This window comes from Pseudomonas syringae group sp. J254-4, assembly GCF_032586855.1.
Taxonomy (GTDB): domain Bacteria; phylum Pseudomonadota; class Gammaproteobacteria; order Pseudomonadales; family Pseudomonadaceae; genus Aquipseudomonas; species Aquipseudomonas amygdali.
Genome location: NZ_JAWHOO010000014.1, coordinates 32209 through 48014 on the forward strand (window position 1 = coordinate 32209; position 15806 = coordinate 48014).

The 15806-nt window shown below is 59.1% G+C and carries 12 protein-coding genes; 5 read left to right on the forward strand and 7 right to left on the reverse strand.

Annotated elements, in window-relative coordinates; genetic code table 11:
- Positions 1–276: 276 nt before the first annotated feature.
- The 7 genes from rpsA to mtnA all read right to left on the reverse strand — a co-directional run bounded on the left by rpsA (position 277) and on the right by mtnA (position 10989).
- Positions 277–1968: a 30S ribosomal protein S1 gene (gene rpsA / locus RYB09_RS17225; protein WP_002554562.1), complete on the reverse strand. Its 1692-nt coding sequence runs from the start codon at positions 1966–1968 to the stop codon at positions 277–279.
- 121 nt (positions 1969–2089) lie between these two features.
- Positions 2090–2779 (reverse strand): (d)CMP kinase, encoded by a 690-nt coding sequence (gene cmk, locus RYB09_RS17230; RefSeq protein ID WP_002554563.1) that lies wholly within the window; start codon positions 2777–2779, stop codon positions 2090–2092.
- Entirely contained in the window at positions 2776–4380 is a 1605-nt protein-coding gene (locus tag RYB09_RS17235; RefSeq protein WP_316889488.1) for a prephenate dehydrogenase/arogenate dehydrogenase family protein, read from the reverse strand. The genes cmk and RYB09_RS17235 overlap by 4 nt, the downstream gene beginning before the upstream one ends.
- A 57-nt stretch (positions 4381–4437) precedes the next feature.
- A complete protein-coding gene (gene pheA / locus RYB09_RS17240; protein ID WP_316889490.1) occupies positions 4438–5532 on the reverse strand; it encodes a prephenate dehydratase in 1095 nt (364 codons plus the stop codon).
- Positions 5532–6617, reverse strand: coding sequence for a 3-phosphoserine/phosphohydroxythreonine transaminase (gene serC / locus RYB09_RS17245; protein ID WP_002554566.1), 1086 nt, complete (start codon positions 6615–6617; stop codon positions 5532–5534). The genes pheA and serC overlap by 1 nt, the downstream gene beginning before the upstream one ends.
- Positions 6618–6821: 204 nt before the next feature.
- The gene (gyrA, locus tag RYB09_RS17250) at positions 6822–9608 is read right to left on the reverse strand and encodes a DNA gyrase subunit A (RefSeq protein ID WP_058401271.1); all 2787 of its coding nucleotides are present in this window, start codon (positions 9606–9608) and stop codon (positions 6822–6824) included.
- 304 nt (positions 9609–9912) lie between these two features.
- Entirely contained in the window at positions 9913–10989 is a 1077-nt protein-coding gene (gene mtnA, locus RYB09_RS17255; RefSeq protein ID WP_058401270.1) for an S-methyl-5-thioribose-1-phosphate isomerase, read from the reverse strand.
- A gap of 120 nt (positions 10990–11109) precedes the next feature.
- On the opposite strand from mtnA, the gene RYB09_RS17260 reads away from it, so the two are divergent.
- The 5 genes from RYB09_RS17260 (at position 11110) to RYB09_RS17280 (ending at position 15795) form a co-directional block, all read left to right on the forward strand.
- Positions 11110–12441: a TRZ/ATZ family hydrolase gene (locus RYB09_RS17260; RefSeq protein WP_316889494.1), complete on the forward strand. Its 1332-nt coding sequence runs from the start codon at positions 11110–11112 to the stop codon at positions 12439–12441.
- An 85-nt stretch (positions 12442–12526) separates the two neighbouring features.
- The gene (gene ubiG, locus RYB09_RS17265; protein ID WP_002554570.1) at positions 12527–13225 is read left to right on the forward strand and encodes a bifunctional 2-polyprenyl-6-hydroxyphenol methylase/3-demethylubiquinol 3-O-methyltransferase UbiG; all 699 of its coding nucleotides are present in this window, start codon (positions 12527–12529) and stop codon (positions 13223–13225) included.
- Positions 13226–13228: 3 nt separating this feature from the next.
- The gene (mupP, locus tag RYB09_RS17270; RefSeq protein WP_058401268.1) at positions 13229–13900 is read left to right on the forward strand and encodes an N-acetylmuramic acid 6-phosphate phosphatase MupP; all 672 of its coding nucleotides are present in this window, start codon (positions 13229–13231) and stop codon (positions 13898–13900) included.
- A 13-nt stretch (positions 13901–13913) separates the two neighbouring features.
- Positions 13914–14654 carry a YciK family oxidoreductase gene (locus RYB09_RS17275; RefSeq protein ID WP_058408399.1) on the forward strand — a complete coding sequence of 247 codons (741 nt, stop codon included), beginning with the start codon at positions 13914–13916 and terminating at the stop codon, positions 14652–14654.
- A 214-nt stretch (positions 14655–14868) separates the two neighbouring features.
- A complete protein-coding gene (locus tag RYB09_RS17280) occupies positions 14869–15795 on the forward strand; it encodes a GGDEF domain-containing protein (protein WP_002554573.1) in 927 nt (308 codons plus the stop codon).
- Positions 15796–15806: the final 11 nt, after the last annotated feature.

Sequence of the window (15806 nt, forward strand, 5' to 3'; positions counted from 1 at the left end):
TTTTAGCATGACCGGATGAATTTGAACAGCCCATCTATTGACTTATGTTCAATACTGTCTACCAGGCATGAAAAGATTACACCCACATTACAGGCGAGACGTATCGGAAGGGAGCTGAAGCATTCGAAGAATAGAGACGGCCTGAGAGGCCACTGAGGACATTTGGCAGCCTGGGCAGTGCCTGTGCAGACATTCCTGAAACAAGAGCCTGTAAGGCCTTAGCAGCAGAAATAAAAAAGGACGACCGAAGTCGTCCTTTTTGTGGTCAAGCAGAACTTAGTTCTGTTTTTCCATTTGCGCGCGCAGCAGGTCACCAATGGTGGTAGGACCAGTGCTTTCAGCGACTTCAGGCTTGCTACGCAGGCTCTGAATGGCTTCTTTCTCGTCTTCAACATCTTTCGACTTGATGGACAAGCTGATTACGCGGCTCTTGCGGTCAACGCTGATGATCTTGGCTTCGATCTCTTCGCCTTCTTTCAGAACGTTACGCGCGTCTTCAACGCGGTCACGGCTGATTTCGGAGGCTTTGAGGGTCGCTTCGATGTCGTCGGCCAGGGTGATGATGGCGCCTTTGGCGTCAACTTCTTTAACGATACCGCGAACGATAGCGCCCTTGTCATTGACAGTGACGTACTCGGAGAACGGATCGCTTTCCAGCTGCTTGATACCCAGCGAGATGCGCTCACGCTCAGGATCAACAGACAGGATCACGGTGTCGAGCTCGTCGCCCTTCTTGAAGCGACGTACGGCTTCTTCGCCCACTTCGTTCCAGGAGATGTCGGACAGGTGAACCAGGCCGTCGATGCCGCCGTCCAGACCAATGAAGATACCGAAATCGGTGATCGACTTGATGGTGCCGGAGATTTTATCGCCCTTGTTGAACTGGCCAGAGAAATCTTCCCATGGGTTGGATTTGCACTGTTTGATGCCGAGGGAGATACGACGACGCTCTTCGTCGATGTCCAGAACCATGACTTCCACTTCGTCGCCAACCTGAACGACTTTCGAAGGGTGGATGTTCTTGTTGGTCCAGTCCATTTCGGAAACGTGTACCAGGCCTTCCACGCCTTCTTCCAGCTCTGCGAAGCAGCCGTAGTCGGTCAGGTTGGTAACACGCGCGGTAACGCGGGTGCTTTCCGGGTAGCGAGCCTTGATAGCAACCCATGGATCTTCACCCAGTTGCTTCAGACCCAGGGAAACACGATTGCGCTCGCGATCGTACTTCAGGACCTTTACATCGATCTCATCGCCAACGTTGACGATTTCCGATGGATGCTTGATGCGCTTCCAGGCCATGTCGGTGATGTGCAGCAGGCCATCGACGCCACCCAGATCGACGAATGCGCCGTAATCGGTGAGGTTCTTGACGATACCCTTGACCTGTTGACCTTCCTGCAGGGACTCGAGCAGAGCTTCGCGCTCGGCACTGTTCTCGGCTTCCAGAACACTGCGACGGGAAACGACAACGTTGTTACGCTTCTGGTCCAGCTTGATGACCTTGAACTCGAGCTCTTTGCCTTCCAGGTGAGTCGTGTCACGCACAGGGCGGACGTCAACCAGAGAACCAGGCAGGAACGCACGGATGCCGTTAACGTCGACAGTGAAGCCGCCTTTAACCTTACCGTTGATAACGCCCTTGACCACTTCTTCAGCTGCGAAAGCCGCTTCCAGAACGATCCAGCACTCGGCACGCTTGGCTTTTTCGCGGGACAGCTTGGTTTCGCCAAAGCCATCTTCGACCGCGTCCAGCGCAACGTGAACTTCATCGCCGATCTTGATGGTCAGCTCGCCAGCGTCGTTGTGGAACTGTTCCAGCGGGATGAGGCCTTCAGATTTCAGACCGGCGTGAACCGTAACCCAACCTGCCTGGTAGTCGATATCAACGATGATAGCGGTGATGATCGAACCAGCCTGAAGGTTGAGGGTCTTTAGGCTTTCTTCAAAAAGTTCTGCAAAGCTTTCGCTCATTTTAATTCCTGTTGATCAAGGGCGAAGAATACGCCCATCTGCCACGCTCCAGACAACGTGGGTTTCGTTCAAGTAAAAGAAAGCCTGCGGGACTATGACTGGTCTCCCACACGCTTCTTCGTCATCCGGCGATACCGCGAAGCGCGATTTCGCTCAGAATGCGTTCCAGCACCTGCTCGATGGACAATTCAGTGGAATCCAGCTGTATGGCGTCGTGCGCCGGCTTCAGCGGGGCTACCGCTCGCTGGGTGTCACGCTCGTCGCGTGCACATATCTCATCTAGCAGACTCGACAGACTAACATCATCGCCCTTGGCCTTCAACTGCAAGTAACGTCGACGCGCACGCTCCTCGGCACTGGCAGTGAGGAAAATCTTCAGTGGCGCATCCGGGAACACCACGGTGCCCATGTCGCGACCATCCGCAACAAGGCCCGGCTCCTCCTGAAAAGCGCGCTGGCGCAACAGCAAGGCGTCGCGCACCGCCGGCAGCGAAGCCACCTGCGACGCGCCGCTGCCTACCTGCTCGTTGCGAATGGCGTGGGTGACATCCTCGCCTTCCAGAATGATGCGCTGCCCCTGCCCGGCCGCAGTCGCTTCGAACTGGACATCCAGATGAGCGGCCAGAAGCTTGAGCGCTTCTTCATTGGTCAGGTCGACGCCATGATTGCGCGCGGCAAAAGCCAGCAGGCGATACAAGGCACCGGAATCAAGCAGGCACCAGCCGAGTTTTCTGGCCAGCAATCCGGCTACAGTGCCCTTTCCGGAACCGCTGGGTCCGTCGATGGTGATAACGGGAGCTTTGATTTTCACTTTTTGTCCTCTTGCGCTACACGCATGCCAACTTGAGCGCACAGCGCCAGAAAATGGGGAAACGATGCGGCGGCATCCGCGCACGCTTGAATACGGATGGGCGCCGAAGCCCTCAACGATGCAACGCGAAACGCCATGACGATACGCTGATCGCTGCGAGCATCAACCTCGCCGCCACCCGGCACACCGCCTTCGATAATAATGCCATCCAGCACTGGCTCGGCCTCGATACCCAGAGCCAGCAGACCATCGGCCATCAGCCTGACGCACTCTGACTCGTCGGCTTGCAGCGCCTGTGCGCCGCGCAGAATGGTACGCCCTTCTGCACACGCTGCGGCAACAAGCAGCACCGGAAATGTATTGATCGCCAACGGCACCAGCGCTTCAGGAATATCAGCCCCTTTCAGCCGGGCGGAGCGGACATGCAGGTCTGCGAGCGTCCCGCTCGCCAGTTTGCGGACATTTTGCAGCACGATATCGCCGCCCATCAGGCGCAGGATATCGATCGCCCCCTCACAAGGGGAACTGACCGGAACGTCCTCGAGCAGCAAGTCGCACCCTTCGCTGATCGACGTCGCCACCATGAACAGCACCGCAGACATGACATCCACCGGCCCTTTGATGTGGTGGCTCACGCCATCCGCAGGCCCGCCGCGAACCTCACGATGGTCGCCAGACGCTGTATCGACCCGGGCACGACTGGCCAGAATTCTGCCGAAGTGCTTCCTGGCTGCGCGAGCGCGTGTGAACACGTCCATCAGTTGTGCGCCGTCGCCTGCATCTACCGCGTCGCGCAAGGCATCGAGATCCGTACGAAAGCTGTCCAGCGTGCGCAGTACTGCTTGCCGATTGGCCATGAAGATATCGTGCCACATGGTCGGATCGCTGCCTGCGATACGCGTGAAATCACGGAAGCCGCCAGCGGCATACCTGAATATGTCGAGGTTTTCATTACGCTTGGCCAGTGAGTCGACCAGACCGAATGCCAGCAAATGTGGCAGGTGGCTGGTTGCAGCCAACACCTCATCGTGACGCTCGACCTGCATGTGCTCGACATCGGCACCCAAGGCAGACCACAGCCGGTCGACAATCGTCACCGCTTGAGGATCGGTCTCAGCCAGCGGGGTCAGAATGACCTTATGACGCCTGAACAGCGCCGCATTGGACGCTTCAACGCCACTCTGCTCGGACCCGGCAATCGGATGCCCAGGCACAAAACGTGACGGCATATGGCCGAATGCCTGGCGTGCAGCGCTGACCACATTGCCTTTGGCGCTGCCAACATCGGTGAGAATTGCGTCACCCAGATCCAGCGGTGCAAGCAGCGCCAGGAGCTTTTCCATAGCCAGAATCGGCACCGCCAACTGAATCACGTCGGCGCCACGACAGGCCACGGCAAGATCGGCTTCACAGCGATCCACAACGCCCAATTCGACTGCCAGCTTTCGCGACTGCGGATCAAGATCGACGCCGACGACTTCGCGGCACAGGCCGCTTTCGCGCACGCCCTTGGCGAAGGAGCCGCCGATCAGCCCAAGCCCCACGACCACCAGACGACCGATCAACGGCCGGGCCGCTTGTTCCGAAATTACATCAACCACGCGAACACACCTGACAGCCCGACAAGACAACAAACAAACGGATCATGTACAACGCCCTCAAAGAACCGCTTTCGGGTAGGAACCCAGCACCTTCAAGGCAACGGCTTCACTGCTGATTTTTTCCAGCACGGCCTTGACCAGCGGGTCCTGGTGATGGCCGACGAAGTCGATGAAAAACACGTAGGTCCACTTGCCACTGCGCGACGGGCGGGTTTCGATGCGTGTCAGGTCCAGACCGCTCTCGTGAAACGGCACCAGCAGCTCGTGCAGCGCACCCGGCTTGTTGCTCATCGACACAATGATCGAGGTCTTGTCATCGCCGGTCGGCGGCACTTCCTGATTGCCGATGATGAGGAAGCGCGTGGAGTTGTCCGGGCGATCTTCGATCTTTTCTGCAAGACGCGTCAGACCATACAGACCTGCTGCCATATCGCCAGCGATGGCCGCCGAGTTCCACTCGCCCTTGACCCGCTTGGCGGCTTCGGCGTTGCTGGCAACGGCGACGCGCTCGACATTCGGGTAATGGGCATCCAGCCATTTGCGGCACTGGGCCAGCGACTGAGCGTGGGAATAGATGCGCGTGATGCTTTGCGTCTTGGTGCTTTCGCCCACCAGCAAATGGTGGTGGATACGCAGCTCGACTTCGCCACAGATGACCATGTCGTGTTCAAGAAAGCTGTCGAGCGTGTGGTTGACCGCACCTTCGGTGGAGTTTTCCACCGGGACCACGCCAAAATTCACGGCACCGGCAACCACTTCACGAAACACTTCGTCAATCGCAGCCATCGGCAGACTGATGACTGCATGCCCGAAATGCTTCATCGCGGCGGCCTGGGTAAACGTACCCTCAGGGCCGAGATAGGCGACCTTGAGCGGCTGTTCAAGCGCGAGGCAGGAAGACATGATTTCGCGGAACAGCCGCGCCATCTCTTCGTTGCTCAACGGACCACGATTGCGGTCCATGACTCGCCTGAGCACCGCAGCTTCGCGCTCCGGACGGTAGAACACAGGCACTTCGCCTTCCGCCAGCGAGGACATCTTGACCCTGGCCACTTCCTGGGCACAGCGGGCACGCTCGCTGATCAGTTCCAGAACCTTTTCATCGAGGCTGTCGATACGGACGCGAAGCGCCTTGAGTTCTTGCTCGGACATCAGCCGTGCTCCTTCTCGAAGTCTTTCATGTAGGCCACCAACGCGTTGATGGCGTTGATATCGATTGCGTTGTAGATGGATGCACGCATGCCGCCCACCGAGCGATGGCCCTTGAGGTTGAGCAGACCGTTTGCATCGGCACCGGCCAGGAACGGCTTGTCGAGACGATCGTCAGCCAGACGGAACGGCACGTTCATCCACGAGCGATCGGGCTTGTTGATCGGGTTGCTGTACAGCTCGCTGGCGTCAATGAAGTCATAGAGCGTGCGCTGTTTGATTTCGTTGCGCTTGCCGATTGCCTCGACACCGCCCTGCTCCTTGAGCCATTCGAAGACCAGCCCCGACAGGTACCAGGCGAGAGTCGGCGGCGTGTTGTACATCGAGCCGTTGTCGGCAGCGACCTTGTAGTCGAGCATGGTCGGGCACAGCGAGCGCGCGCGACCCAGCAGGTCTTCGCGAATGATCACCACCACGATGCCGCTGGGGCCGATGTTCTTCTGGGCGCCAGCGTAGATCATGCCGAAACGCGAGATGTCCACCGGGCGCGAGAGGATGTCCGAAGACATGTCGGCAACCAGCGGCACGTCGCCGGTTTCGGGAATCCAGTTGAATTCCAGACCACCAATGGTTTCGTTTGGCGCGTAGTGAACGTAGGCAGCATCCTTGGACAGCTTCCACTCGTTCTGACCGGGAATGGCAAAGTAATCGTAAGGCTTGGCGCTGGCGGCGACGTTGACCGTGCCATAGCGCGATGCCTCGTCGATAGCCTTCTGCGACCAGATGCCGGTATCGATGTAGTCGGCCTTGCCGTTTTCCGGCAGCAGGTTCAGCGCAATCTGGGCGAACTGCTGGCTCGCGCCGCCTTGCAGGAACAGCACTTTGTAATTGGAGGGGATGGACAGCAGATCGCGCAGATCCTGCTCGGCCTTGGTGGCAATGGAGACGAACTCGTCACTGCGGTGGCTCATTTCCATGACGGAAAGGCCTTTGCCGTGCCAGTCGAGGAGTTCCGCCTGGGCACGCAGCAGAACAGCTTCAGGAAGCGCAGCAGGACCTGCGCAGAAGTTAAAGGCTCGCTTGCTCATATCCACTCTCGTCAAATACGTTGGGTCTGTACGCGCTTGTTTCTGGTTGCTTGCCACGAGCAGACAGACGCCGCAGCGACTGGCAGCTCCTTGCTGAAATTCTGATCCGGCTGCAGGGCTGGCCGAATGTTGCAAGGGCTGGACTTGCCTGGAATGCACATGCACTCACAGACGAGCCAGCCCTTACCTGATTTACGTTACAGCTCAGTTCTGCGGTTCGTCTTCATCTGGCGCAGCGTCCGCCTGCAGGTCTTCACCGGCATCGTCCACTTCAGCTTCAGCGGCATCGACGATCACGCCGTCGATAACCTCTTCGCCTTCAAGCTCTTCGCCTTCGACTTCCGACGGCTCCTGAACACGCTCCAGACCGACCAGCTTCTCGTCGCTGGCCAGCTTGATCAGGGTAACGCCCTGGGTGTTACGGCCCAGACTGGACACTTCGCCGACCCGGGTACGCACCAGCGTGCCCTGATCGGAAATCAGCATGATTTCTTCGCCATCAAGCACCTGAACCGCGCCGACCAGACGGCCGTTACGCTCGTTGCTGACCATGGCGATGACGCCCTGACCGCCACGCTTGTACTCAGGGAACTCGGAAATGGCCGTACGCTTGCCGTAGCCGCGCTCGGAAGCAGTCAGAATCTGGCTGCCTTCTTCCGGGATCAGCATCGAAATCAGCTTTTGCCCTTCTGGCAGACGCATGCCACGAACACCGCGAGCGGTACGGCCCATGGCGCGCACGTCGGATTCCTTGAAACGGGTCACCTTGCCACCGTCGGAGAACAGCATGATTTCCTGCTCGCCATCGGTAATGGCCGCAGAGATCAGGATGTCGCCCTCGTCCAGCTCAAGGGCGATAAGGCCCGAGCTGCGCTGACGGCTGAATGCAACCAGCGGGGTCTTCTTGACAGTACCGTTGGCGGTGGACATGAAGATGAACGGAGCCTTCTTCTTGTCGGCAGCCTTGATACGGGCCTTGCGCTCTTCTTCGGTCTCGCTGCTGTTTTCCGCGTCGTCCAGCTCGCCTTCAAGGGCTTCGCCTTCTTCGTCGGCACGCTTGCGCATCGCTTCGAGGTCGACCGGCAGCATGGTGGTGATGTATTCGCCGTCGCTCAGCGGCAACAGGTTGACCAACGGACGCCCACGGGCAGCGCGGGAGGCCTCCGGGATCTCGTAGGTCTTGAGCCAGTACACCTTGCCCTTGCTGGAGAACATCAGCAGCGTGGTGTGGCTGTTGGCGACCAGCAGGTGAGCAATGTAGTCCTCATCCTTGATGCCGGTGGCCGACTTGCCCTTGCCGCCACGACGCTGAGCCTGATAGACCGCCAATGGCTGGGTCTTGGCATAGCCGCCATGGGAGATGGTGACCACGCGCTCTTCTTCGGTGATCAGGTCACCCAGGGTCAGGTCCAGACGTGCATCGAGAATTTCGGTACGACGGGCGTCGCCGTACTCGGAGCGGATCACTTCCAGCTCTTCGCGGATCACTTCCATCAGGCGCGTTGCGCTGTTGAGGATGCGGATCAGCTCGCCGATCTGGTTGAGGATTTCCTGGTACTCGCCCAGCAGCTTCTCGTGTTCCAGGCCGGTCAGGCGATGCAGACGCAGTTCCAGAATGGCCTGAGCCTGTTCCGGCGACAGGAAATACTTGCCTTCACGCAGGCCGTATTGCGGATCGAGGTTCTCGGGGCGGCACGAATCGGCACCGGCACGCTCGACCATTTCGACCACTGCGCTCGATTCCCAAGGCGTCTTGATCAGCGCTTCCTTGGCTTCTGCAGGTGTCGGAGAGGCCTTGATGAGGGCGATGACCGGGTCGATGTTGGACAGCGCAACAGCCTGGCCTTCAAGGATATGGCCACGCTCGCGGGCCTTGCGCAGTTCGAATACGGTACGGCGGGTAACCACTTCGCGACGGTGACGAACAAAGGCTTCCAGCAAGTCCTTGAGGTTAAGGATGCGTGGACGGCCGTCAATCAGGGCAACGATGTTGATACCGAAAACGCTTTGCAGCTGGGTCTGGGCATAAAGATTGTTGAGAACAACCTCCGGCACTTCGCCACGACGCAGCTCGATAACCACGCGCATACCGTCCTTGTCGGACTCGTCGCGCAGCTCGGTAATGCCTTCGAGTTTCTTTTCCTTGACCAGCTCGGCGATCTTCTCGATAAGACGTGCCTTGTTCAGCTGGTAAGGCAGCTCGGTGATGACGATCTGCTGACGACCGCCAACCTTGTCGATGTCTTCGACGATGGAGCGGGCACGCATGTAAATGCGTCCACGACCCGTGCGATAGGCTTCGATGATGCCCGCACGGCCGTTGATGATCGCCGCTGTCGGGAAATCCGGGCCGGGGATGTACTGCATCAGTTCGTCGACCGTCAACTCTGGGTTGTCGATCAGTGCCAGGCAACCGTCGATGACTTCACCGAGGTTGTGCGGCGGAATGTTGGTCGCCATGCCCACAGCAATACCGCTGGAGCCGTTGACCAGCAGGTTGGGAATACGGGTCGGCATGACCGCGGGGATCATTTCGGTGCCGTCGTAGTTCGGCACCCAGTCCACGGTTTCCTTGTGCAGGTCGGCCAGCAGCTCGTGCGCCAGCTTGGTCATGCGCACTTCGGTGTATCGCATGGCCGCAGCGTTATCGCCGTCGACCGAACCGAAGTTGCCCTGACCGTCTACCAGCAGATAGCGCAGCGAGAATGGCTGAGCCATACGAACGATGGTGTCGTACACGGCTGTATCGCCGTGCGGGTGATACTTACCGATCACGTCACCAACCACACGGGCGGATTTCTTGTACGGCTTGTTCCAGTCGTTACCCAGCTCGCTCATTGCGAACAACACGCGCCGGTGCACGGGCTTCAAGCCGTCGCGTGCATCGGGCAGTGCCCGACCGACGATTACGCTCATCGCGTAGTCGAGGTAGGACTGCTTCAGCTCGTCTTCGATATTGACCGGGAGGATTTCTTTGGCCAGTTCGCCCATGAGAAGCCTGATTCCTTTTTCTGGTGAAACCTCGCAAACCCATTCGGGGTATACGAAGCTCGCCGCTGCCAGCATGTGCAGGGCAGCGACTTACGACAAATCAACGAGTTATGCCATGAATCTACGCAGCGTGGGCGACTACAATCAGTGTCCCCGATAACCGCCGGATATTACCACAATCGCCGAGGTGCTCACATCCTTTGCAGGCGCTGAAAACGAGCCACCGGCGTGCAAGACGCCTGAGAAACGCTTACAGGCCCGCCCAGCCGCATTGCACAGCGGCAACGGCTCGAGCCTGTGCGCATCAGTGAAGGTGTTTACGACTCATCAATTGCGCCATGCGCGCGGTATCGGGACGCTCGACAATGCCCTTCTCGGTCACAATGGCATCGATCAGGTCTGCCGGTGTCACATCGAACACCGGATTGAAGGCCTCGACATCCGCGCCGACCCGCTGACCGCCCACTTCAAGCAGCTCACGACCGTCGCGTTCTTCAATGATGATGTCGTCGCCGCTGGCCATTTCCATGTCGATGGTCGAACTCGGTGCCACCACCATGAAGCGCACCCCGTGGTGCATCGCGGCTACGGCAAGCTGATAGGTGCCGATCTTGTTCGCCACGTCACCATTGGCGGTGATGCGGTCGGCCCCGACGATGACCCAGGTAATGCCCTTGGTACGCATCAGGTGCGCAGCGGCAGAGTCTGCATTCAAGGTGACCGGAATGCCTTCATTGGCCAGCTCCCAGGCGGTAAGCCGCGAACCCTGCAGCCAGGGCCGGGTTTCATCGGCATAGACCCGCTCGATCATGCCTTCCAGATGCGCTGCGCGGATCACACCCAGCGCAGTCCCGAAACCACCGGTGGCCAGCGCTCCGGTATTGCAGTGGGTGAGCACTGTCTGCAGATTGCCCTGATGCCTGCGGATCAGGTCTGCGCCCAGTTGCGCCATGGTCAGGTTGGCCTCGCGATCACTCAGGTGAATCGCCACGGCTTCTGCCTCAAGAGCCACGAGCGGATCGTCGCCGTCCTTGACACGCATCAGACGATCACGCATCCGGTTCAATGCCCAGAACAGATTCACGGCAGTCGGGCGTGAATCGGCCAGCAACTGCATGTCTTCTTCCAGCGCCGGATACCAGTCTTCGCCTTCGGCAATGCGCGCACGTGCGCCCAGCACCGCGCCGTAGGCGGCACTGATACCGATAGCCGGTGCCCCGCGCACGACCATCGTGCGAATCGCCTCGGCGACTCCCTCGGCGGTGGTATAGCGGTGCCAGACTTCCTCGAACGGCAGTACCCGCTGGTCCAGCAGGTACAGAGCGTCGTCTCGCCAATCGATGGCCTTAACTTTCTCTGCAGCCAACAGTCGATCGCGCATCGCCAACTCCATCTTGAACATCCGAAACCCAGCATCAAAAGCCGCTGATTATAGCGAGCCGCCTGCGAAGACGCTCGGGTATACTTCGCCATCAACGTAATAAACGATGGAAACCTTCTCATGCCGAACGCTACAGCACCGCTCGACCTTTTGCTCCTGCCCGCCTGGCTGGTGCCGGTCGAGCCCGCAGGCGTGGTGCTCAAGGACCACGGCATCGGCGTGCGCGATGGCTGTATCGTCTATATAGGCCCACGGGCCGAGGCATTGAGGCAGAATGCGGTGCAGGTGCAGGAGCTTCCCGGCATGCTGCTCAGCCCCGGCCTGATCAACGCCCACGGTCATGCAGCCATGACGCTGTTTCGCGGACTGGCCGATGACCTGCCACTGATGACCTGGCTGCAGGACCATATCTGGCCTGCCGAAGGCAAATGGGTCAACGAAGACTTCGTCCACGATGGCACCGACCTGGCCATCGCCGAGCAGCTCAAGGGCGGCATCACCTGCTTCTCCGACATGTATTTCTACCCCAAGGTAGCTGCCGAGCGCGTCCACGCCAGCGGCATGCGCGCACAGATCACCGTTCCGGTGCTGGATTTCCCGATTCCGGGGGCTCACACCACCGATGAAGCACTGCACAACGGTATCGAGCTGTTCAACGACCTCGCTCATCATCCACGCATCAAGATCGCCTTTGGCCCGCATGCGCCTTATACCGTGGGTGATGAAAACCTCGAAAAGGTCCGGGTTATCGCCGATGAACTGGACGCCATGATTCAGATGCATGTCCACGAGACCGCATTCGAAGTCGAGCAGGCTGTCGAACAGCGCCAGGAGCGCCCTCTCGCCCGCTTGAATCGCCTCGGCATGCTCGGCCCGCGCTTCCAGGCCGTGCACATGACGCAGATCAACGACGACGATCTGGCCCTGCTGGTGGAAAGCAATACCAACGTCATTCATTGCCCCGAATCCAACCTCAAGCTGGCCAGCGGTTTCTGCCCGGTCGAGCGATTGTGGCAGGCCGGTGTGAACGTTGCAGTGGGTACCGATGGCGCGGCCAGCAACAATGACCTGGACCTGCTCGGCGAAACCCGCACCGCGGCCTTGCTGGCCAAGGCTGTCGCTGGTTCGGCCACGGCGCTGGATGCCCACCGCGCGCTACGCATGGCGACCCTCAACGGTGCCCGCGCACTGGGCATTCAGGCCGAGACCGGCTCGCTGGAGATTGGCAAGGCTGCGGACATGGTCGCGTTCGACCTGTCGGGCCTTGCCCAGCAACCGATTTACGACCCGGTATCGCAGCTTATATATGCCACTGGCCGCGATTGCGTGAGCCATGTCTGGGTGGCCGGCAAGCAATTGCTCGACGCTCGCCGGCTGACCCGCATGGATGAACCCGCACTGCGCGACAACGCGATTGCGTGGGGCAAGCGTATTTCCGGTAAAGCCGAATAATTCGATTCGGACCGAACACATGCCAGTCAGGCTTATCTATAAGCCTGACTGATGAAAAAGAATTTTGAGTTCAAGAGGGACACCCATGAGCAACGTCGACCGCGCAGAAATCGCTAAATTCGAGGCCCTGGCCCATCGCTGGTGGGACCGCGAAAGCGAATTCAAACCGCTGCATGACATCAACCCGCTGCGCGTCAACTGGATCGACGAGCGTGTCGGTCTGGCAGGCAAGAAAGTACTGGACGTCGGCTGCGGCGGCGGCATTCTGAGTGAGGCGATGGCCCTGCGCGGCGCAACAGTCACCGGCATCGACATGGGCGAAGCGCCGCTGGCCGTTGCACAGCTGCATCAGCTTGAATCAGGCGTCAGCGTCGAATATCGGCAGATTACCGCCGAGGACATGGCCGAAGAGATGCCCGAGCAATTCGATGTGGTGACGTGCCTGGAAATGCTTGAGCACGTACCGGACCCATCGTCGGTGATCCGTGCCTGCTACCGCATGGTCAAGCCGGGCGGTCAGGTGTTTTTCTCGACCATCAACCGCAACCCGAAAGCTTATCTGTTCGCCGTGGTCGGTGCCGAGTACATCCTCAACCTGCTGCCGCGCGGGACTCACGACTTCAAAAAATTCATCCGCCCTTCCGAGCTGGGTGCCTGGAGCCGCGATGCAGGCTTGCAGGTCAAGGACATCATCGGCCTGACCTACAACCCGCTGACCAAGCATTACAAGCTGGCCTCCGACGTCGACGTCAACTACATGATCCAGACCCTGCGGGAGGCGTGAGAGATGCGTTTGAGAGCGGTTTTATTCGACATGGACGGCACCCTGCTCGACACCGCACCGGACTTCATCGCCATTGCTCAGGCGATGCTGGCTGACCGCGGCCTTCCCCCGGTACCGGAAAAACTGATCCGCGATGAAGTTTCAGGGGGTGCCAGGGCCATGGTGGCAGCGGCCTTCGCAATGTCGCCGCAAGCGCCGCAATTCGAAGCATTGCGCCTCGAGTTTCTGGAGCGCTATCAGCGTGACTGCGCCGTCCACAGCAAGCTGTTCGATGGCATGGCCGAGTTGCTGGCCGACATCGAGAAGGCCGGCCTGATCTGGGGTGTGGTGACAAACAAGCCGGTGCGCTTTGCTCAGCCGATCATGGAACAACTCGGCCTGGCCGAACGCTCCGCCGTATTGATCTGCCCTGACCATGTCACGCACAGCAAGCCGCACCCCGAGCCGATGATTCTGGCCTGCAAGATGCTCGACCTCGACCCGGCCAGCGTCCTGTTCGTAGGCGACGATCTGCGCGACATAGAGTCCGGTCGCGACGCAGGCACCAAGACCGCTGCCGTGCGCTACGGCTATATCCACCCCGACGACAACCCCGATCACTGGGGTGCCGACGTGGTGGTCGATCATCCGCTGGAACTGCGCAAGGTGCTGGATAACGCACTGTGCAGCTGCTGAACGAGGTTTTTACATGTTTGACTACTCCGCGCACCCGGAACTGCTCAAGGGCCGGATCATTCTAGTCACCGGTGCCGCTCGCGGCATCGGTGCTGCAGCCGCAAAAACCTACGCAGCCCACGGCGCGACTGTTCTGCTGCTGGGCAGGACTGAAGCCAGCCTGGCTCAGGTCCATGACGAGATACAGGCAGCAGGTCATCTGCTGCCGTTGGTCATACCCTTCGACCTGGAAAGCACCGACCCCGCGCAGTATCACGACCTGGCGACCATGATCGAGCGCAAAGTCGGCCGTCTTGACGGGCTGCTGCACAACGCCTCGATCATCGGCCCGCGCACTTCAGTGGAACACCTGCCAGGCGAAGACTTCATGCAGGTCATGCACGTCAACGTCAATGCCACCTTCATGCTCACCCAGGCACTGCTGCCGCTGCTTCAGCGTTCAACGGATGCATCGATAGCCTTCACCTCCAGCAGCGTGGGCCGCAAGGGTCGCGCACAATGGGGCGCGTACGGGGTGTCGAAATTTGCTACCGAAGGCCTGATGCAAACCCTCGCCGACGAGCTTGAAGGCGTTACCAGCGTGCGAGCCAACAGCATCAACCCGGGTGCTACCCGCACCGGCATGCGTGCGCAGGCCTACCCTGACGAAAACCCGCAGAATAATCCCGCGCCCGAAGACATCATGCCGGTCTACCTGTACTTGATGGGGCCGGACAGTAAGGGCATAAACGGGCAGGCGCTGAATGCTCAGTGAGCAAAAATAACCAGACATTGCCGTGACGGAAAACTGTCACGGCAGGCGTTTTTAGCGGCATTTTAAGTCAAGGAATTGCCGACTCGCCCTCACTGTCAGAGAGATGGCGTCAGCTAAACCACTGATTTTAATAAGTCCGGGCAAAAATGAACCGAATGGCACGACATCCCCTCTAACCCAGCCAAGCCAGCAATATGTGCTGAGGAGCGAAGAGATGAATTTTCCTACCCAGACCCATGCAATCGATTTCGATACGGCTGAACTGCAACGCCTGGGTTTTCGAAATCGACCCGACGCCATACTTCCACCCCCGTCACTGCCCGAGCTGGTTTATCAGCTTGGGCGACAATTGCAGACCAGCCTGGAAGCCGAGCGGATACTGACCCTGTTTTTTCAGGGTGTGCAACGGTTCCTGCCATTGAGTGGTCTGGCCTATCGACATATCGAAAGTGACCTGAATCTGCGTCTGGGCGAGATGTCATCCGACAGCGCCACTTTTCACCTGCGTCACGAGGGCAAGTGCATCGGTGAGCTGGAGTTTCAAGGCGCCAAGCCATTTGATACCCGGCAGCTGAGCGACCTTGAATCGCTGCTGGTCTGTCTGGTGTACCCGCTGCTGAACGCCCTGCTGTATCGCATTGCGACACAGACGGCGTTGCGCGACCCTTTGACCAGTACCGGTAACCGTATCGCAATGGATCAGGGCCTGGCTCGCGAGATAGAGATATCGCGTCGTCACAAGCAACCGCTTTCATTGCTGATGCTGGATATCGATCATTTCAAGAAAGTGAACGACGAGTACGGCCATCATACTGGCGATGATGTACTGAAAACCGTTGCGCAAAGCCTGAAAGCGCAACTGCGCAATATTGATCGTGTGTTCCGCTACGGCGGCGAAGAGTTCGTGGTGATTCTTTCCAACACCGGAGCCAGTTCGGCTGAACTGATCGGCGAACGCCTGCGCCAGGCTGTGCGGAACCTCGAGTTTCGCGAGCTTGACCCGGCACTGACCATGACCGTCAGCCTGGGATGCTCGACACTGCTGCCGGCAGAAACCGCCGACAGCCTGCTGCGCAGGGCAGACAACGCTCTGTATGTCGCCAAGCGCGAAGGTCGCAACCGACTCGCCATGGCCAGCTAGCACTTTTTCTG